This is a genomic window from Pseudomonas sp. CFBP2511 (genome assembly GCF_030209255.1).
GTDB lineage: Bacteria > Pseudomonadota > Gammaproteobacteria > Pseudomonadales > Pseudomonadaceae > Aquipseudomonas > Aquipseudomonas avellanae.
Genome location: NZ_JARVSI010000016.1, coordinates 59,872 through 79,818, shown reverse-complemented (window position 1 = coordinate 79,818; position 19,947 = coordinate 59,872). Strand labels below are relative to the sequence as shown.

Here is a 19,947-nt window from a genome sequence, read left to right as displayed (position 1 = left end):
GTAAGTGACGGAAACTCATAGGAATCAGGTTGTGTTCGAACTCTTTGGTAAGAAGGCCAATACCCTTCTAGGGATCGATATTAGCTCCACCTCGGTAAAACTCCTGGAATTGAGTCGTTCCGGCACTCGTTACAAGGTCGAGTCTTACGCAGTCGAGCCGTTACCGGCCAACGCTGTCGTCGAAAAGAATATTGCCGAACTCGAAGGGGTTGGTCAGGCGCTGTCTCGCGTACTGATCAAGGCCAAGACCAACGTCAAGATTGTGGCGGTTGCCGTGGCGGGTTCCGCGGTGATCACCAAAACCATCGAGATGGATGCCGGTCTCTCCGACGACGACATGGAAAATCAGCTCAAGCTTGAAGCTGATCAGTACATCCCTTACCCGCTCGAAGAAGTTGCCATCGATTTTGAAGTGCAGGGCTACTCGGTCCGCAACCCGGAACGGGTCGAAGTCCTGCTGGCGGCCTGCCGCAAGGAAAACGTCGAAGTGCGCGAGGCCGCGCTGGCCCTGGCCGGGCTGACGGCGCGTGTCGTGGACGTCGAGGCCTACGCGCTGGAGCGTTCATTCGGTCTGCTGGCTGCGCAACTGGGCAACGGCCATGACGAACTGACCGTTGCCGTGGTGGACATCGGCGCGACCATGACCACCCTCAGCGTGCTGCACCATGGTCGAATCATCTATACCCGCGAGCAATTGTTCGGCGGTCGCCAGCTGACTGACGAAATTCAGCGCCGCTACGGGCTTTCCATGGAAGAGGCCGGGCTGGCCAAGAAGCAGGGCGGGCTGCCTGACGATTATGTCAGCGAGGTGCTGGACCCCTTCAAGGACGCGCTGGTGCAACAGGTTTCCCGATCCCTGCAGTTCTTCTTTGCGGCCGGTCAGTACAACTCCGTGGATCACATCATGCTGGCAGGCGGTACGGCGTCGATTTCAGGGCTGGAGCATTTGATTCAGCGACGTATCGGCACACCGACCATGGTTGCCAACCCGTTCGCCGACATGGCCTTGAGTTCCAAGGTCAATGCCGGTGCGCTGGCCAGCGATGCACCTGCCCTGATGATCGCGTGCGGTCTGGCGTTGAGGAGCTTTGACTGATGGCGCGGATCAACTTATTACCGTGGCGTGAAGAGCTTCGCGAAGCACGCAAAAAACGCTTTCTGACCGCACTGGTCTGCGTGCTGGTGGTGTCGGTCGGCATTCTCTTTCTGATCGACCGCTACGTCAGCAGCGCCATTGAACATCAGATGGCCCGCAACGCGTTTCTGCAAACCCAGATCGCCCAGCTCGATATCCGCATCAAGGAGATCAGCGACCTGAAGGCGCGTCGCAAACAATTGCTTGAGCGCATGAAGATCATCCAGGACCTGCAAGGCAACCGGCCTGTCACCGGGCGTGTGTTTGACCAACTGGCGCGCACTCTGCCGGATGGCGTTTATTTTTCGCAGGTCAAAATGACCAGCAAACTGATTGCCATCAGTGGCGCTGCCGAATCGAACAACCGGGTTTCCGACCTCATGCGTAACCTTGAAGCCTCCGACTGGCTGGAAGCGCCAAGCCTCACCGAGGTCAAGGCCACGACGGCGGGCGCTGTCGATCAGGCCAACGTCTTTCAGTTGACCGTGCGCCAGACCCAGCCACCGGTTGCCGCAGTTGCTCCAGCCGGCGCTGCATCGGTCGCACCCACAGCCGCACCCGCACCCGCTGCAGGAGCCAAGCCATGAATATGTCCGAATGGCTGGAAGGGCTGCGCAAGGTTGATCTGAGCGAGCTGGACCTGAACAACATGGGTTCCTGGCCCGCCGCGATCAAGGCGATTGCCGGTGTGCTGGTCGCGGTACTGATTTTCGCGCTGGGCTATTTCTTCTTTATTCAGGATCTGGAAACCCAGCTGGAGAGCACGCAGGCCAGCGAGGTGGCGCTTAAAGAGCAGTTTTCCAACAAGGCGTTCCAGGCTGCGAACCTTGAGCCCTACAGAAAGCAGATGGAAGAAATGGAAAACACTTTCGGGGCGCTGCTGCGGCAATTGCCGAGCGACACCGAAGTGCCAGGCCTGCTTGAAGACATCACCCGCACCGGGTTGGGAAGCGGGCTTGAGTTCGAGGAAATCAAGCTGTTGCCCGAAGCGGTCCAGCAGTTCTATATCGAGCTGCCGATACAGATCACAGTGGTGGGTGGCTATCACGACCTGGCAACCTTTGTCAGCGGCGTTGCCAGCCTGCCGCGCATCGTCACGCTGCATGATTTCGAGATCAAGCCGGTCGATTCGAAGGTGCCGACCAAGTTGCGCATGAGCATTCTGGCCAAGACCTACCGCTACAACGATGAAGGGCTGAAGAAATGAGGGCGGCGCGATTGTTGTGCGTCAGTGTGGTTCTGGCAGGGCTGGCCGGTTGCGGCAATGACAACGATTTTGCCGACCTGAGCGAGTTCATGGATCAGGCCAGGGCGCGCCCGAGCGGCACGATCGAGCCCTTGCCGAAGTTTCGCCCGTATGAGGCCTTTACCTATAACGCAGCGGCCCTGCGCAGCCCGTTTCAGCCGCCGATCAAGATTGACCTGCTCAATCGTCAGAAAGGTACGCGGCTGGTGGCGCCGGACGAGCATCGGGTCAGGCAGTTTCTCGAAGGGTTCAATATCGAGGCGTTCGAGATGGTCGGCACGATCGGCAACGAGTCAGGGACGTTCGCCCTGTTGCGTGGTGCCGGAGGCGTTCATCGCGTCAAGGTGGGCGATTACCTGGGGCGCAACAATGGCCGGGTAGTGTCGATCGGCGATGCACAGGTTGATGTCATTGAAATAGTTCCTGATGGAGAGGGGGCCTGGCTGGAAAGGCCGCGCAGTATTTCCCTCAAAGAACGCTCATGAAGTGGGCAAGGCCAAGTATGCACAGTAGCGCTCAACGGAAATTGATCATGACCCGGATTCTCTCGATTATCGGCGTGTCGTTATGCATAGCGATGCTGTCGCCGGTTCTCCAGGCTGCCAACCTCAAGACCCTGGATGTCGCCGCCCTGCCAGGCGACCGCATCGAGCTCAAGCTTGCCTTTGACGCACCGGTGCCCGCGCCTCGCGGCTACACCACCGCGCAACCGGCGCGCATCGCTCTGGACCTGCCGGGCGTGACCAGCCAGCTGGAGACCAAAAGCCGTGAGCTGGGCACCGGCAATGCACGCAGCGTAGTGGTGGTGCAGGCTCAGGATCGCACGCGAGTGATCATCAACCTGACGACGCTTGCGCCTTATAGCTCTCGCGTTGACGGCAACAATCTGTTTGTGGTCATCGGCCAGGGTGCCGCCGCAGCGCAGGCCTCCCAGCCGACCACTGCGATGGGCGCGCAACGGGTAGCGGTGCCGCCGCCAGCCCCGGCGTCTGCCAGACCCTTTATACCGGCGGGCGTCAAAGCCATCCGCAATGTCGATTTTCAGCGTGGTGAGCTGGGCGAAGGCAATGTGGTCATAGACCTGAGTAACCCGAGCATCGCGCCTGATATTCAGGAACAGGGCGGCAAGATTCGTGTCGACTTCGCCAAGACCCAGTTGCCCGAGCCTCTGCGTGTGCGGCTGGACGTCAAGGATTTCGCGACCCCTGTGCAGTTCGTCAGTGCGTCGGCCACGGGCGACAAGGCCAGTATTCTGATCGAGCCGTCGGGTGCCTTCGACTACTCGGCGTTCCAGACCGAAAACAAGCTGACCATCAGTGTGCGTCCGTTGACCAACGAAGATCTGGACCGCCGCGCCGCCGACAAGCCGGTGTACACCGGTGAAAAGCTCTCGCTTAACTTCCAGGACATCGATGTGCGTTCGGTGCTGCAACTGATCGCCGACTTCACCAACCTCAATCTGGTGGCCAGTGACACGGTTCAGGGCGGCATCACCCTGCGCCTGCAGAACGTGCCCTGGGATCAGGCGCTGGACCTGGTGCTGAAAACCAAAGGCCTGGACAAGCGCAAGGTCGGCAGTGTTCTGCTGGTTGCGCCAGCGGATGAAATTGCCGCCCGCGAACGCCAGGAGCTGGAATCGCTCAAGCAGATTGCCGAACTGGCACCGCTGCGCCGCGAGCTGTTGCAGGTCAATTACGCCAAGGCCGCCGATATCGCCAAGCTGTTTCAGTCGGTGACCAGTGCCGAGTCCAAGGCTGAAGAGCGTGGCTCGATCACCGTGGACGATCGCACCAACAACATCATTGCCTACCAGACTCAGGACCGTCTCGACGAACTGCGTCGCATTGTTTCGCAACTGGATATTCCAGTGCGCCAGGTGATGATCGAGGCGCGTATCGTCGAGGCCAACGTCGATTACAACAAGCAGTTGGGTGTGCGCTGGGGTGGCTCGACCAATACCAGTCGCAACGGTAAATGGACCACCTACGGTCTGGACGACAATGGTGATGAGGGCGGTAACACGAATGCAAACCTGACCTCCAACATCCCTTTTGTTGACTTGGGTGCAGCCGATGCGACCACAGGCATTGGCTTGGGCTTCGTAACCAACAACACGCTGCTGGACCTTGAGCTGAGCGCGATGGAGAAGACCGGCAACGGTGAAATCGTCTCCCAGCCCAAAGTGGTCACATCCGACAAGGAAACCGCCAAGATCCTCAAGGGCACAGAGATTCCGTATCAGGAATCCAGCTCAAGCGGCGCCACCACCGTGAGCTTCAAGGAGGCTTCGCTGTCGCTTGAAGTCACGCCGCAGATCACGCCGGACAACCGCATCATCATGGAGGTCAAGGTCACCAAGGATGAGCCGGACTACCTGAATGCGGTGCTTGGCGTACCGCCCATCAAGAAAAACGAGGTCAACGCCAAAGTGCTGATTTCCGATGGCGAAACCATCGTGATCGGTGGTGTGTTCTCCAATACGCAAAGTAAAGTTGTCGATAAAGTGCCATTTCTTGGCGATGTACCGTATCTTGGCCGGCTTTTCAGGCGCGATGTGGTATCCGAGTCCAAATCCGAGCTGTTGGTATTTTTGACTCCGCGTATCATGAACAACCAGGCGATTTCTGTGAGTCGTTGATTTTGTGCGAAATTTAATACTTGTGGGGCCGATGGGTGCTGGCAAAAGCACCATCGGCCGCTTGCTTGCCAAAGAGTTGCGACTGCCGTTCAAGGATTCCGACAAGGAAATCGAGCTGCGCACGGGCGCCAACATCCCCTGGATCTTCGACAAGGAGGGCGAACCGGGTTTCCGGGAGCGCGAGCAGGCCATGATTGCCGAGTTGTGCGAAGCCGATGGCGTGGTTCTGGCCACTGGCGGCGGCGCAGTCATGCGCACTGAAAACCGTCAGGCGCTGCGTGCCGGTGGGCGTGTGGTGTATCTGCATGCCTCTATCGAACAGCAGGTCGGGCGCACCGCGCGTGACCGAAATCGTCCTTTGTTGCGTACTGCCGATCCGGCCCGGGTGCTGAGCGAATTGCTGGCCATCCGCGACCCGCTGTATCGGGAAATCGCCGACGTGGTGATCGAAACCGATGAGCGGCCACCCCGAATGGTGGTTCTCGAGATACTGGCGCGCCTTGCAGAGCTTCCTCCCCGTTAAAGCGCAGGCGAAAATGCGCTATCCTCGGCGACCATAAAAACAGCGACGGTGCATGGCCTTGCGTCATGACCTCCTGAAAACCGTGCAGCGGTCCAATCGGTAATCAATGTGGGGACACATGCAGACACTTAAGGTCGAGCTGGGCGAGCGCAGCTACCCGATCCATATAGGCGAAGGCCTGCTGGATCAGCCAGAGCTCCTTGCCCCGCACATTGTCGGGCGTCAGGTGGCCATCGTCTCCAACACGACGGTCGCGCCGCTGTATCTGGAGCGCCTGACTCAGACGCTGGCTGGTTACAATGTCCTGCCGATTGTTCTGCCCGATGGCGAGGCGTTCAAGAACTGGGAAACCCTGCAGACCATTTTCGATGGCCTGCTCACTGCCCGTCACGACCGTCGTACCACGGTCATTGCGCTGGGTGGCGGAGTGATTGGCGACATGGCCGGTTTCGCTGCGGCGTGTTATCAGCGCGGCGTGAATTTCATTCAGATCCCGACCACGCTGTTGTCTCAGGTGGACTCCTCGGTCGGCGGCAAGACCGGCATCAACCATCCGCTGGGCAAGAACATGGTCGGTGCGTTCTATCAGCCAAGCGTCGTGCTGATCGACACCACCTCGCTCAATACCCTGCCTGAGCGTGAGTTGTCCGCCGGGCTGGCCGAAGTCATCAAGTACGGTCTGATCTGCGACGAGCCGTTCCTGACCTGGCTCGAAGAACACGTCGACGCCCTGCGCGGGCTTGATCAGGCCGCGCTGACCGTGGCCATTGAACGCTCCTGCGCCGCGAAGGCGCTGGTGGTCGGTGCCGATGAGCGTGAGTCCGGTGTGCGCGCCACATTGAACCTGGGGCACACATTCGGCCACGCCATCGAGACGCATATGGGCTATGGTGTCTGGCTGCATGGCGAAGCGGTGGCTGCCGGTACGGTCATGGCGCTGGAAATGTCCTCGCGCCTGGGCTGGATCAGCACGCAGGAACGGGATCGCGGCATTCGCCTGTTTCAGCGCGCCGGGCTGCCGGTGGTGCCGCCGCAAGAAATGACGGAAGACAATTTTCTCGAACACATGGCGATCGACAAGAAAGTCATCGACGGTCGCTTGCGTCTGGTGCTGTTGCGCCAGATAGGTGAAGCGGTTATCACGGACGATTATCCACAAGAAGTATTACAGGCCACCCTGGTTGCGGACTATCGCGCCCTGGTGGATCAGCTTAGAGGTTAACGGAAAACCCATGACTAGTTTGCATGCCGACGAGGCCTTCCTCGGCCATTATCAGTTGAGTCATGACCCCTTTGCAGCGCGGGTACCTGGCTTCAAATTCTTTCCTGCCCAGCGCAAGCCAGTGCTGGGTCAGCTCCATCATCTGGCGCGTTACAGCCAGTTGCTGCTGGCAGTCACCGGGCCACAGGGCAGCGGCAAGACCCTGCTGCGCCAGGCGCTGGTGGCCAGCACCAACAAGCAGTCGGTGCAAAGCGTCGTGGTCTCTGCACGCGGTGCAGGCGATGCGGCGGGTGTATTGCAGCAGGTCGCCCAGGCGCTGAGTGTCGCTCAGGCCGAAATGCAGGCAATCCTGTCGCAGGTCGTTCAGCTCGGGCTGACCGGTCAGGAAGTCTACTTGCTGGTCGACGATGCGGAACAACTGGGCGATTCGGCGCTCGAAGCGTTGCTGGGTCTTGCTGCGGGCACGCCGGAAGGGCGTCCGCATGTATTCCTGTTCGGAGAGCCATCGCTGCTCGATCGTCTCGATCAGATGTGTGCCGACCTGCAGGGCGATGTCGAAGGCGAACGCTTTCACGTCATCGAGCTGCAACCCTATACGCAAGAGGAAACCCGGGAGTATCTGGCTCAGCGTCTGGAGGGTGCAGGGCAGGGAATCGCATTGTTTACTGCCGACCAGATCACCGATATTCATGAACAATCCGATGGCTGGCCTGGGGCAATCAACCAGGTGGCCCGCGATTCAATGATCGAGGCGATGATCGCGAGTCGTTCCGCGGTCAAGCGTCCAAGTGTGGGGTTCAACATGCCGAAAAAACACGTATTGGCCTTGGGTGCCGTCGTCATAGTGGCCGTGGCAGCAGCAGTGCTGATCCCGGGTCGCGGCGACAAGACAGCCACCACCGCCAATGCCCCTGCTTCCGCTCAGGCGCAATTGCCGCTGGGCGAGGGCAAGCCAACTGCTCAGCAATCGAACAACGGTAGCCCGGCCATCGAATTTGCGGGCAATTCGCAACCGATGCCGCTGCCGATGAACGGTAATTCGCAGCCGGTAATGCGCGGTCCGCTGGCTGAGGCCGCCGGTTCCAGCGATGTCGACGAAGACGCAGTGCCGACAGGTTCGCCTGCCCAGCCGCCGACCGTGACCACCACCGCGCCGCCAGCAGGCGTGCCTGCCGGTCAGGCCGCCGCTCAAACGCCACGTTCGTCGATTCCTGCGCCAACGCCTGCCGCCAAACCGACGCCAGCGCCAGCGCCGACTCAGGTTGCTGTCGCCAAGCCTGCTCCAGCGCCTGCACCGGCCGCCAAGCCTGCCGAAAAACCGGCAGCTGCGGCCGCCAAGCCAGCGGCCGGTGGCAACTGGTACAGCAGTCAGGCACCAGGCCACTACGTAGTGCAGATTCTCGGCACCAGCTCCGAAGCGACGGCTCAGGCCTATATCGCAGAGCAAGGTGGCGAGTACCGTTATTTCAAGAAAACCCTGCAGGGCAAGCCGCTGTACGTCATCACGTATGGCAACTTTCCTGACCGTGCTGCCGCTCTGGCAGCCATCAAGGTATTGCCAGCCAAGGTTCAGGCTGGTAAACCTTGGCCTCGCACTGTCGCCAGCGTCCAACAAGAGCTCGGCGCCACCCGCTGAAGTCGCAGCGGCTCTATCCGGGCCGCTTCACCCAGCCAGCCTGACTTAACCCGCATGAGCGCCACCTTATGGGTGCGCGCCTTGCTGCGTCTGCGTTACAAGCGCTTTGCAGTCTCCCGTCGCGTCAGTCAGATTCATGAAGAAATGCTTTGACTAGCACAGCGACCCGCTTTAAAACTTTCATAATTGCGACATTGATTATCAACCAGTCGTCGTTAAATTTGTGAGCCCTTGTGTCGCTGTGTACAATGACCTCCGTTTTGCCTGTCCGAAGCCGGCGTACGTTCGGCGTGACAGGTAATTGGTTGAATTAAAAGGAAATTTGCCTCGCATAGAGGCAGCCTGGTGAGAAAGTGTCTATGAAAGCAGGTCTGTACCAACCAGATGAATTCAAGGATAACTGCGGCTTCGGCCTGATCGCTCATATGCAGGGCGAGCCCAGTCATCACCTGTTGCAGACGGCCGTCCAGGCCCTGACCTGCATGACCCACCGTGGCGGTATCAACGCCGACGGCAAGACCGGCGACGGTTGTGGTCTGTTGATTCAGAAGCCCGACGGCTTCCTGCGTGCGATGGCCAGCGAGCACTTCGGTGTCGAACTGCCCCGTCAATATGCCGTGGGCATGGTGTTCCTCAATCAGGACGACACCAAGGCCAAGGCCGCACGCGAAAACATGAACCGCGAGATCCTGGCCGAGGGCCTGGAGCTTATAGGCTGGCGCCAGGTGCCGATCGATACCAGCGTGCTGGGTCAACTGGCGCTGGAGCGACTGCCGAAAATCGAGCAGGTGTACATCGGCGGCGAAGGCCTGAGTGATCAGGAGTTCGCCATCAAGCTGTTCAGTGCCCGTCGCCGTTCATCGGTTGCCAACGCTGCAGATTCGGATCACTACATCTGCAGCTTTTCGCACAAGACCATCATTTATAAAGGCCTGATGATGCCGGCCGACCTCACGGCCTTCTTCCCGGACCTGAGCGACGAGCGTCTGCAGACCGCAATCTGCGTGTTCCACCAGCGCTTTTCGACCAACACCCTGCCGAAATGGCCGCTGGCTCAGCCTTTCCGCTTTCTTGCCCACAACGGCGAGATCAACACCATCACCGGTAACCGTAACTGGGCACAGGCGCGTCGTACCAAGTTCACCAACGACCTGATGGATCTGGACGAATTGGGCCCGCTGGTCAACCGCGTGGGCTCCGACTCGTCGAGCATGGACAACATGCTTGAGCTGATGGTGACCGGCGGCATAGACCTGTTTCGTGGCGTGCGCATGATCATTCCGCCTGCGTGGCAGAACGTCGAGACCATGGACCCGGATCTACGCGCCTTCTATGAATATAACTCCATGCACATGGAACCGTGGGACGGCCCGGCCGGCATCGTGATGACCGAAGGTCGTCATGCGGTCTGCCTGCTCGACCGCAACGGCCTGCGCCCGGCGCGCTGGGTCACGACCAAGAATGGCTACATCACCCTCGCGTCGGAAATCGGCGTGTGGGACTACAAGCCCGAAGACGTCATCGCCAAGGGCCGTGTCGGTCCTGGGCAGATTTTTGCCGTGGACACCGAAACCGGCCAGATCCTCGACACCGACGCTATCGACAACCGCCTCAAGTCGCGTCATCCGTACAAGCAATGGCTGCGCAAGAATGCCCTGCGCATTCAGGCCACCATGGAAGACAACGACCACGGCTCGGCTTTCTATGACAGCGAGCAGCTCAAGCAGTACATGAAGATGTATCAGGTCACGTTCGAGGAGCGTGATCAGGTGCTGCGCCCGCTCGGCGAGCAGGGCCAGGAAGCCGTGGGCTCGATGGGTGACGACACGCCGATGGCAGTGCTGTCGCGTCGCGTGCGTTCGCCTTACGATTACTTCCGCCAGCAGTTCGCGCAGGTGACCAACCCGCCGATCGACCCGTTGCGTGAAGCCATCGTCATGTCGCTGGAGATCTGCCTCGGTGCCGAGCGCAACATCTTCCAGGAATCGCCAGAGCACGCCTCACGCGTGATCCTCAGCTCGCCGGTCATTTCGCCGGCCAAATGGCGTTCGCTGATGAACCTGGAGCGTCCGGGTTTCGAGCGCCACATCATCGACCTGAACTACGACGAAAGCCTGGGCCTTGAAGCCGCTGTGCGTAACGTCGCCGATCAGGCCGAAGAAGCGGTGCGTTCCGGGCATACCCTGATTGTGCTGAGCGACCGCCACATTGCACCGGGCAAACTGCCGGTGCACGCCTCGCTGGCCGTTGGCGCGGTTCACCACCGCCTGACCGAGCAGGGCCTGCGTTGCGACAGTAACATTCTGGTCGAAACCGCCACGGCGCGTGATCCGCATCATTTCGCTGTGCTGATCGGTTTTGGCGCTTCGGCTGTCTATCCGTTCCTGGCCTACGAAGTGCTGGGTGACCTGATCCGTACCGGCGAAGTGCTGGGCGACCTGTACGAAGTCTTCAAGAACTACCGCAAAGGCATCACCAAGGGCCTGCTCAAGATTCTGTCGAAGATGGGCATTTCGACCGTTGCGTCCTACCGTGGTGCACAACTGTTCGAAGCCATCGGCCTGTCCGAAGAAGTTTGCAACACCAGCTTCCGCGGTGTACCGAGCCGCTTGAAAGGCGCGCGTTTCGTCGATATCGAAGCCGAACAGAAGGCCCTGGCCGCCGAAGCCTGGAGCCCGCGCAAGCCGATCCAGCAGGGCGGTCTGCTCAAGTTCGTCTACGGTGGCGAATACCACGCCTACAACCCGGACGTGGTCAGCACCCTGCAAGCCGCTGTACAGCAGGGTGACTACAGCAAGTTCAAGGAATACACCGCGCTGGTGGACCAGCGTCCGGTGTCGATGATTCGTGACCTGTTGCAGGTCAAGACCCTCGACCAGCCGCTGAACATCGACGAAATCGAGCCGCTGAGCGAGATTCTCAAGCGCTTCGATTCGGCCGGTATCTCGCTGGGTGCCTTGTCGCCCGAGGCTCACGAAGCGCTGGCCGAGGCAATGAACCGCCTGGGTGCGCGCTCCAACTCCGGTGAAGGCGGTGAAGACCCGGCGCGCTACGGCACCATTCGTAGCTCGAAGATCAAACAGATTGCCACCGGCCGCTTCGGTGTAACGCCTGAGTATCTGGTCAACGCCGATGTGTTGCAGATCAAAGTCGCGCAGGGTGCCAAACCGGGTGAGGGCGGGCAACTGCCGGGCGGCAAGGTCAACGGCCTGATCGCCAAACTGCGCTATGCCGTACCGGGTGTGACGCTGATTTCGCCGCCGCCGCACCATGACATCTATTCCATCGAAGACCTGTCGCAGCTGATTTTCGACCTCAAACAGGTCAACCCGGCAGCGCTGGTCTCGGTCAAGCTGGTGGCAGAAGCGGGCGTGGGCACCATTGCCGCAGGCGTGGCCAAGGCCTATGCCGACCTGATCACCATTTCCGGCTACGACGGCGGCACCGGCGCTTCGCCGCTGACCTCCATCAAATACGCTGGCGCGCCGTGGGAACTGGGCTTGGCCGAAACGCACCAGACCCTGCGCGGCAACGACCTGCGCGGCAAGGTTCGGGTGCAGACCGACGGCGGTCTGAAAACCGGCCTCGACGTGATCAAGGCAGCTATTCTCGGTGCTGAAAGCTTCGGCTTCGGCACCGCGCCGATGATCGCGCTGGGCTGCAAATACCTGCGCATCTGCCACCTGAACAACTGCGCTACCGGCGTCGCGACGCAGAACGAAAAGCTGCGCAAAGACCACTACATCGGCACCGTCGATATGGTGATCAACTTCTTCACCTACGTGGCAGAAGAAACCCGTGAGTGGCTGGCCAGGCTGGGTGTTCGCACGCTGGAAGAGCTGATCGGTCGTACCGACCTGCTGGACATTCTGCCGGGCGAAACCGAAAAGCAACGGCATCTGGACCTCACGCCTTTGCTGGGCAGCGATCACATCCCGGCTGACAAGCCACAGTTCAGCCTGGTGGACCGCAACCCGCCGTTCGACAAAGGCCTGCTGGCAGAAAAGATGGTCGAGCTGGCCAAGCCGGCCATCGAAGCCCTCAGCGGCGGCGAGTTTGAGCTGGACATCTGTAACTGCGACCGTTCCATCGGCGCGCGGATCTCCGGCGAAATCGCCAGACTGCACGGCAATCAGGGCATGAACAAGGCGCCGATCACTTTCCGTTTCAAAGGCACTGCCGGGCAGAGCTTCGGGGTATGGAACGCTGGTGGTCTGAACATGTACCTGGAAGGCGATGCCAACGACTACGTCGGTAAAGGCATGACCGCTGGCAAGCTGGTGATCGTGCCGCCCAAGGGCAGCCCGTTCAAGACCAACGAGAGCGCCATCATCGGCAACACCTGCCTGTATGGCGCAACCGGCGGCAAGCTGTTTGCGGCGGGTACCGCGGGCGAGCGTTTCGCGGTGCGTAACTCGGGTGCCCACACGGTTGTGGAAGGCACGGGCGACCACTGCTGCGAGTACATGACCGGTGGTTTCGTCTGCGTTCTGGGCAAGACCGGTTACAACTTCGGTTCCGGCATGACCGGCGGTTTCGCTTACGTGCTCGATCAGGACAACACCTTCGTTGACCTGGTCAATCATGAACTGGTCGAGATCCAGCGCATCAGCGGCGAGTCGATGGAAGCTTATCGCACTCACCTGCAGAGCGTTCTGAACGAGTACGTCGCTGAAACCGACAGTGAATGGGGTCGTAACCTGGCGGAAAACCTGGACGATTACCTGCGTCGTTTCTGGCTGGTCAAGCCCAAGGCTGCCAACCTGAAATCGCTGCTCTCCAGCACTCGGGCGAATCCGCAATAACAGCAGCTGCTAGCGGTTAGCTTCAAGCCGCCAGTTAACGGCAGTGCGCGAATTGCCTGCGATCATGATTTTTTGCAGCTTCAAGCTTGTAGCTTGAAGCTGCCGCAAAGAGGCTCCAGAGAATGGCTGAACGTCTCAGTAACGACTTCCAGTTCATCGACGTCGGGCGTAAAGACCCGAAGAAGAAACTGCTGCGTCAACGCAAGAAAGAGTTCGTGGAAATCTACGAACCCTTCAAACCTCAGCAGTCCGCCGATCAGGCGCACCGCTGCCTGGGTTGCGGCAACCCGTATTGCGAGTGGAAGTGCCCGGTGCACAACTTCATTCCCAACTGGCTCAAGCTGGTTGCCGAGGGCAATATTCTCGCGGCGGCGGAGTTGTCCCACCAGACCAACACCCTGCCGGAAGTCTGCGGCCGCGTGTGCCCCCAGGATCGCCTGTGTGAAGGTGCCTGCACGCTGAACGACGGCTTTGGTGCGGTCACCATCGGCTCGGTCGAGAAGTACATCACCGACACCGCGTTCGCCATGGGCTGGCGTCCGGACATGTCCAGGGTCATACCGACCGGCAAGCGCGTCGCCATCATTGGCGCAGGGCCTGCGGGCCTTGGCTGTGCCGACGTGCTGGTGCGTGGCGGCGTGACCCCGGTGGTGTTCGACAAGAACCCTGAAATCGGCGGTCTGCTGACCTTCGGCATCCCCGAATTCAAGCTGGAAAAATCCGTGCTCAGCCATCGGCGTGAAGTGTTCACCGGCATGGGGATCGAGTTCCGGCTCAACACCGAAGTCGGCAAGGACGTGACCATCGACCAGTTGCTCGAAGAGTACGATGCGGTGTTCATGGGCATGGGCACCTACACCTACATGAAAGGCGGTTTTGCCGGTGAAGACCTGCCGGGCGTGCACGATGCGCTCGACTTCCTGATTGCCAACGTCAACCGTAACCTGGGCTTCGAAAAGGCGCCGGAAGACTTTGTCGACATGAAAGGCAAGCGCGTTGTCGTGCTGGGCGGCGGCGACACGGCGATGGACTGCAACCGTACTTCGATCCGTCAGGGCGCCAAATCGGTCACCTGCGCTTACCGTCGCGACGAAGAAAACATGCCGGGTTCACGCAAGGAAGTGAAGAACGCCAAGGAAGAGGGCGTGCGCTTCCTCTACAACCGCCAACCCATCGCCATTGTCGGCGAAGGCAAGGTCGAAGGCGTGAAGGTGGTCGAAACGCGCCTTGGCGAACCCGACGCCCGTGGCCGTCGCAGCCCCGAGCCGATTCCGGGTTCTGAAGAGATCATTCCGGCAGACGCCGTGGTCATCGCCTTTGGCTTCCGCCCAAGCCCGGCACCGTGGTTCGAGCAGTTCACCATCAGCACCGACAGCCAGGGCCGCGTCGTCGCCCCGGAACAGGCGCAGTACAAGCACCAGACCAGCAATCCGAAAATCTTTGCCGGTGGCGACATGGTGCGCGGCTCCGACCTGGTGGTCACTGCGATCTTCGAAGGCCGCAATGCGGCTGAAGGGATCATGGATTACCTCGGCGTCTGATCCTTGGGAGTGCGCCTTTGCAGAGGCGCACTCCTACAACAAGCGTCTACCCTTCACCTGCAACCTGCCTATCTGTCTGACATCCCCGCTGCCACTTCCTTCCTAGACTTGCTGAATTCGCTCAGGACGAGCGTTTTATCAACCAGGGAAGGACGTCATGAAACTCAAGTTTGGTCTGTTTTGCGCGCTCTCTATTGCGCCCTTTGCATTTGCATGTGCTGACGATCAGGCAAATGCGCAATTCGATGGGCCCGTTTTCGGATCGATCATCGAAACGAAGGCATCCCATTTCGAATCCAGTGTGGAGCTTCAGAAACGCTTGAGCGAAGGTAGCCTGACTTCCGCCGAGCTGGTCCACGATCTGCTCCAGCGTATCGAAGCGCTGAACAACAATGGCCCGGCGCTCAACGCTGTCATCGAAGTCAACCCCGAGGCTCGGCGGATAGCCACTCTGCTTGACAGGGAGCGCTCCAGCGGCAAGCAAAGAGGGCCGCTGCATGGCATTCCCGTACTGGTGAAAGACAATATCGATACGGCAGACAAAATGCAGACGACTGCAGGCGCACTTGCCATGGCCGGCGCGCCTGCGCAGTACGACGCTTTTGTAGTGCAGCGGCTACGCGAGGCGGGCGCGATCATTATCGGCAAGGCCAACCTCAGCGAATGGTCTAATTTCCGTGGGAGTAACGTCCCGAACGGTTGGAGCGGCCGAGGCGGGCAAACGCGTCATCCATATGACCTCGCTGCCAGTCCGCTTGGCTCCAGTTCGGGTCCGGCGGTAAGTGTTGCAGCTGGCTTTGCGCCGCTGGCAGTGGGTACCGAAACCAATGGTTCGATCATTCAGCCTGCCGCCACCAGTGGCGTCGTGGGAGTGAGGCCCACGTTGGGTCTGCTTAGCCGCTCTGGCATGATTCCGATCTCCAGTCGCCAGGACACCCCCGGTCCAATGGCGCGGACGGTCACTGATGCTGCCATCATGCTGACGGCGATGAGCGGCACTGACCCGCTCGACAAAGCCACCTACCAAGTCCCCGGCAACACCGTTAGCTACGTTGAGTACCTCAGAGCTGGAGCGTTGAGAGGCAAGCGCCTGGGTTATCCGAGCAAACTGCCTGACGGTCGATTCATGGACGACGATCCCGCGTTCCAAAAGATAAAACGTAATCTGAGGTCTGCAGGGGCGATATTGGTTCCGGTCGACGTTCCGCTTGTTTCCAGCATGGCGGAGCCTGCAATGCTCATGAATGACTTCAAGCGTGAGCTTGAAGCGTACTTGAAAACCCGTCCCGGGCTTGAGGTTCGTACGCTTGATGACATCATTGCCTTCAATGTCGCGTCTCCTGGACCGGAAGGTTACAGTCAGGACGCGTTGATTGCGGCCTCGGGCACGGTCGTAGATCAGGCGATCTATTTTTATGATGCAACCGATTTACGCCGTTCCCATCAGCAGCTGATAGACGGGCTCTTGCAACGACACTCGCTTGACGCGCTTATCGACTGGTCGGAGAGTGCTTTCGGAGCGGTTGGCGCTATTGCGGGTTACCCCGGAATGAACCTGCCTGTCGGACTCGATAATGAAGGCCTGCCCAAAGGGCTGTATTTTCTTTCCACCGCCTGGGATGAAGCTAAATTGCTGAGCTATGCCTACGCACTCGAACAGGTTCTTTTGGCTGCGCCCTCAACCTCGATCAGCACGACTGTGCCGCGGGAAGATTGATGCAAGAAGCCTTCAGGGGAGCCAGTGCGTCTGAAGGTTCCCCCCGCTTTTCTTACTTTCAAAAATATTTCGCTCTACACGTTCATCGGGAGATCGATCGCCGCATCGACACTCCCGGCACCCATGTCGCTATAAGGAAATAGCCATGTTGAAAGCAGCACCCATGGGCAAGCTTGCCCGATCCAACGAACAGAAAGCGCTCGGACCTGACCGCTTCAGCCCCAGTACGGTTGCAGTGCGTGAACACCGGGCACGTGAGCGCGCAGACCGAATGATCGACCAGTTGGTCGAGCGCTTCACGGAAAAGAATTATTTCCCTGACGATGGCGAGAGTGCCTTGTTCGCCTTGCTGGTTCAGTTGCCGGAATGGCCTGCTGAACTGATGATCAGTGTTCAAAACGAAAACGGTGAAGACCTTGCGTTGTACCTGAAAGGCAACGACCAAAGCGTTGTCGAAAACACCGTCGTGCTGATGCATGACAGTGACGATGCTTATGTCGCACCCGACGGTGTTTCTATCTCCGATGAAGAGCCCCTGTTGAATCTTGTCTTCAGCCAATTGCCTGTCAGCTCAAGGCTCGGCATGGGCGGAAACTTTCCGGGCAACAACAGTACAGCCGGCCGAATCGTCACCCTGCGCGAACAGATAGCAGGATTGGCCAGGGAACAGCGGCCGCTGTTGTTCGCGGCCTTGCTGGCTGATGAGGGCACTTGCAAAAGCCTGCTGAATGTTCGTCTGCCCAATCCCTTCCTGCCACTTTGGGATCGTAGGGACATCGAAATCTCGCCGGTTCTGGGCTGGTTGGGGGCCTTGAATCCGCAGGTTCCTGTCAGCCGTCTCGAAGAGCTGCTGGAGCGGGTGCCACTGACCGAAGAACAGCAAATCGACTTTCTGAAAAATGATGTTCTTCCGGATGAATTCGTTGAAGCGATGGAAATTTCGCTGGATGAATGGACGCGCAGCACGGCGATTGATGGCCTGTCGCGCACGCGGATCTTCAATCAGTACACCGATGAACTGGCTCGCACCGGAGCACGGGCGCTGCTGGCTGCTTCAGAGCACAATCTGGTGATCGTTGACCCCGGCATGACCAAGTACGAGCCTGCGGGACCTGACGATACCAGTATCGTCTTGTTGCACGATGGCGCCGGTAATTACAGTGCTCAGGATATAAGCAATGGTGAGATAACTGAGTTCAAGGACGGCACCGACAGTTTTTATCTGGCAATCAGTTCGCAATTGAAGGCTGAGGATCGTTTGTCGCTGGGCATGCAGTTCGAACAGGATGTAGCGGGGTTTCGCAAGGCTTTGACCCAGCGCGCAATCGAAGAAAACCGAGGCTGGTTCGATCCCGAAAAACCGACCGGAATTGAAAAGGAATTTTTGCCCGAGTGGTTCGCGAGCGCGTCCGATGACGACAAGTACGCGTGGAAGATCGCCGTACAGGATTACAGTCAGGCGGTGCTCGAAGCCCAGGCTCCTGACCTGCTTGAACCCTCCAGGTACGGAGAGCCTGATCAGCTTCGTAACTATGCTCGCGAAAAGCTGCAGGAGCGAATCCTGCTGGATCATGGTGTAGAGGTTAATCCTGACGAGATCAGCATCCTTACCGTGAGTATTGAAATCGATCCGGGCTTTATCCTGGATCTGGATTATGAGTTTGCAGGCCCTTCGGAGGTCGAGGCTAACTACGAAACGCAGCAACGCAGCCTCACGGACTTGTCCCTGGAAAATATCGCTGTTACCGATCTCAACTTTTTGCTGACCAGTCGCGCGTTAGATGCTCAGGGGCAATTGATCGGTTTTCTCAAGGCTGGTTATCTGTCCAGTCTGATCCGTGACCTGAACATTGGTGAGAATTACCCCAGGTTCCTGAGAAACGTGTTGTCGACCTCGTCTACCGGCGCATGGCATCGCCAACGCTACGCACGCGTGATGCATACGCAGATGCGCCTCGACGGGATCGAGGCAAAGATGGCAGGCGACTTTCTGGGCGACGGAAGTCTTCCCCCCGAGCGGGCGAACCGAGGTCATAAGTGGCTGACAGCCGTGCTGGACCACCCTGTCGACGATGATGACCGTGCAACTGTCGAGGGGCATCGCATTCAGGTCAGTCAGTTGTCCATTAACGGTGTGCCGTTGAGCGGCGTACTGGCGATCGGGGTTGAGGCACGTTCCAGCGTCGGCACCCTGGTGATGTTTACTCCGCAGGCACCTGACGGTAAATGTTTTCGGGAAATGAGCAGCCTGACCGAGTTTCAGCAACTGTTGCTTGAGCCTGCATTACTGGACTATCTGGTGGGCAGGGCAGCGCTCCCCTATCAGGCCGATGTGCGGCGGGCATTGACCGCTGACCGGGATGCGCTGTTCATTGACTTGCTGCCCCGCAGCGAAAACTTTCTTGAAGCGGTGTATGACTCCGAAGTCGAACGGGTGATATCGGCTGTTGATGAGCAGACCAATAGTAATTGGGAAACCAACTGGCGAAGTGCTTGGGAGATCACCCAAACCGTTGGCGACATCATCCTCACCTTCGTGCCCTTTAAAGTGCAGCTCCCGATCGCCGCTCTTCGCAGTTTTTACGCCATCTGGCAGGGCATTGGAAAGGTGGCCAGCGAACAAGGCAGTGCGCCGTTGTATTTCGCTCAGGCTGCGCTGTTGCTGGCCGATGGGCTGACGCTGCCCAAAGGGCGGCGGGTTAAACCGTATTCTCCGGCGGCGGTTGGCCGCTCTGTTCTCAATCCGAAAACAGCCGTATCAAAAACGCCCGGCGGGTTGACGGCGCGCGGCGACGGTATTTATCGGGGCATCCATGAGAAAGTTCAGGAGGGTGTGCCGAGTCGCTTTTACGCTATACAACAGGAAAAAGCCTATGCCGTCAGGTATGACGCTGATTCCGCTGTATGGCGAGTGATTGATTCGCGGCGACCGGATGCCTATTACCAACTACCGATCCAGCTGGACGGTCAAGGCGTCTGGGTGCACGCGCCGGTCGGTTTGCGTGGTGGCGGCAAACATACGGTGCCGAAACTCCCACGCGAGGAGGCTCAGGTCAATAAAGCTCGCCCGTCTGGGTACAAGATATTCATGGATGAGTTTTTCACCAGCAGCAAGTTCACAAAGGCGCAGGGTAAAATACAGGTCGATATCGAAGGCGGCCTTGAAAGCGCAGTCAATCGTGCAGTTGCCAAGTACGTCGAAGATGGCGCTGGTAGCCTGCATGCGTGGAAACACAATGGAAAATTCAATATACCCAAGGACGTACAGATGTTTACTCTGGATCTGACTACCGTCGGTAACAGTACCGGGAGAGGGGACTGGCGTCTGGTCCTCCAACAGGGGAAGGGCTTGCTTAAGCCTTGGAACATCATGAATCATAAGGATCTGAAATAGACGTCATTCGGTTCCGAAGGCGCAACGTTTTGTATAACAAATCGCCTCGATAGACAAAAGGCACGGCGCTTGCCGTGCCTTTTGCGTCGC

General features: G+C 59.0%; 12 protein-coding genes. All 12 read left to right on the top strand.

From position 1 onward, the window contains the following. Positions 1-31: 31 nt before the first annotated feature. The 12 genes from QRN38_RS14305 (at position 32) to QRN38_RS14250 (ending at position 19,857) form a co-directional block, all read left to right on the top strand. Positions 32-1,096 (top strand): pilus assembly protein PilM, encoded by a 1,065-nt coding sequence (locus QRN38_RS14305; RefSeq protein ID WP_005765505.1) that lies wholly within the window; start codon positions 32-34, stop codon positions 1,094-1,096. Continuing rightward, positions 1,096-1,722, top strand: coding sequence for a PilN domain-containing protein (locus tag QRN38_RS14300; protein ID WP_005765503.1), 627 nt, complete (start codon positions 1,096-1,098; stop codon positions 1,720-1,722). Before QRN38_RS14305 ends, QRN38_RS14300 begins: the two co-directional genes overlap by 1 nt. Then, positions 1,719-2,342 carry a type 4a pilus biogenesis protein PilO gene (pilO, locus tag QRN38_RS14295; protein WP_005765501.1) on the top strand — a complete coding sequence of 208 codons (624 nt, stop codon included), beginning with the start codon at positions 1,719-1,721 and terminating at the stop codon, positions 2,340-2,342. The genes QRN38_RS14300 and pilO overlap by 4 nt, the downstream gene beginning before the upstream one ends. Then, the gene (gene pilP / locus QRN38_RS14290) at positions 2,339-2,866 is read left to right on the top strand and encodes a type 4a pilus biogenesis lipoprotein PilP (RefSeq protein WP_003378849.1); all 528 of its coding nucleotides are present in this window, start codon (positions 2,339-2,341) and stop codon (positions 2,864-2,866) included. The genes pilO and pilP overlap by 4 nt, the downstream gene beginning before the upstream one ends. A 47-nt stretch (positions 2,867-2,913) precedes the next feature. Continuing rightward, positions 2,914-5,019: a type IV pilus secretin PilQ gene (locus tag QRN38_RS14285; protein ID WP_005765499.1), complete on the top strand. Its 2,106-nt coding sequence runs from the start codon at positions 2,914-2,916 to the stop codon at positions 5,017-5,019. A gap of 4 nt (positions 5,020-5,023) precedes the next feature. Continuing rightward, positions 5,024-5,542, top strand: a complete 519-nt coding sequence (gene aroK, locus QRN38_RS14280; protein WP_007245596.1) for a shikimate kinase AroK — start codon at positions 5,024-5,026, stop codon at positions 5,540-5,542. Between the two features lie 118 nt (positions 5,543-5,660). Continuing rightward, positions 5,661-6,764, top strand: a complete 1,104-nt coding sequence (gene aroB, locus QRN38_RS14275) for a 3-dehydroquinate synthase (protein WP_005765495.1) — start codon at positions 5,661-5,663, stop codon at positions 6,762-6,764. 10 nt (positions 6,765-6,774) lie between these two features. Next, on the top strand, positions 6,775-8,400 hold the full coding sequence (locus tag QRN38_RS14270; RefSeq protein ID WP_057418327.1) for an SPOR domain-containing protein: 1,626 nt from the start codon (positions 6,775-6,777) through the stop codon (positions 8,398-8,400). 359 nt (positions 8,401-8,759) lie between these two features. After that, complete coding sequence (gene gltB, locus QRN38_RS14265) at positions 8,760-13,205, top strand: glutamate synthase large subunit (protein ID WP_057418328.1); 4,446 nt, start codon at positions 8,760-8,762, stop codon at positions 13,203-13,205. Positions 13,206-13,327: 122 nt separating this feature from the next. Further along, positions 13,328-14,746, top strand: coding sequence for a glutamate synthase small subunit GltD family protein (locus QRN38_RS14260; protein WP_005621194.1), 1,419 nt, complete (start codon positions 13,328-13,330; stop codon positions 14,744-14,746). A 157-nt stretch (positions 14,747-14,903) separates the two neighbouring features. Then, positions 14,904-16,463, top strand: a complete 1,560-nt coding sequence (locus QRN38_RS14255; protein WP_007245601.1) for an amidase family protein — start codon at positions 14,904-14,906, stop codon at positions 16,461-16,463. 145 nt (positions 16,464-16,608) lie between these two features. Next, positions 16,609-19,857, top strand: a complete 3,249-nt coding sequence (locus QRN38_RS14250; protein ID WP_057418329.1) for a dermonecrotic toxin domain-containing protein — start codon at positions 16,609-16,611, stop codon at positions 19,855-19,857. The last annotated feature ends 90 nt before the right edge of the window (positions 19,858-19,947 follow it).

Excerpts from the sequence above, each read along its gene's own strand:
- QRN38_RS14300 (WP_005765503.1), top strand. The coding sequence starts at position 1,096 with ATGGCGCGGATCAACTTATTACCGTGGCGTGAAGAGCTTCGCGAAGCA.
- pilO (WP_005765501.1), top strand. The coding sequence starts at position 1,719 with ATGAATATGTCCGAATGGCTGGAAGGGCTGCGCAAGGTTGATCTGAGC.
- pilP (WP_003378849.1), top strand. The coding sequence starts at position 2,339 with ATGAGGGCGGCGCGATTGTTGTGCGTCAGTGTGGTTCTGGCAGGGCTG.
- QRN38_RS14285 (WP_005765499.1), top strand. The coding sequence starts at position 2,914 with ATGACCCGGATTCTCTCGATTATCGGCGTGTCGTTATGCATAGCGATG.
- aroB (WP_005765495.1), top strand. The coding sequence starts at position 5,661 with ATGCAGACACTTAAGGTCGAGCTGGGCGAGCGCAGCTACCCGATCCAT.
- QRN38_RS14270 (WP_057418327.1), top strand. The coding sequence starts at position 6,775 with ATGACTAGTTTGCATGCCGACGAGGCCTTCCTCGGCCATTATCAGTTG.
- gltB (WP_057418328.1), top strand. The coding sequence starts at position 8,760 with ATGAAAGCAGGTCTGTACCAACCAGATGAATTCAAGGATAACTGCGGC.
- QRN38_RS14260 (WP_005621194.1), top strand. The coding sequence starts at position 13,328 with ATGGCTGAACGTCTCAGTAACGACTTCCAGTTCATCGACGTCGGGCGT.
- QRN38_RS14255 (WP_007245601.1), top strand. The coding sequence starts at position 14,904 with ATGAAACTCAAGTTTGGTCTGTTTTGCGCGCTCTCTATTGCGCCCTTT.
- QRN38_RS14250 (WP_057418329.1), top strand. The coding sequence starts at position 16,609 with ATGTTGAAAGCAGCACCCATGGGCAAGCTTGCCCGATCCAACGAACAG.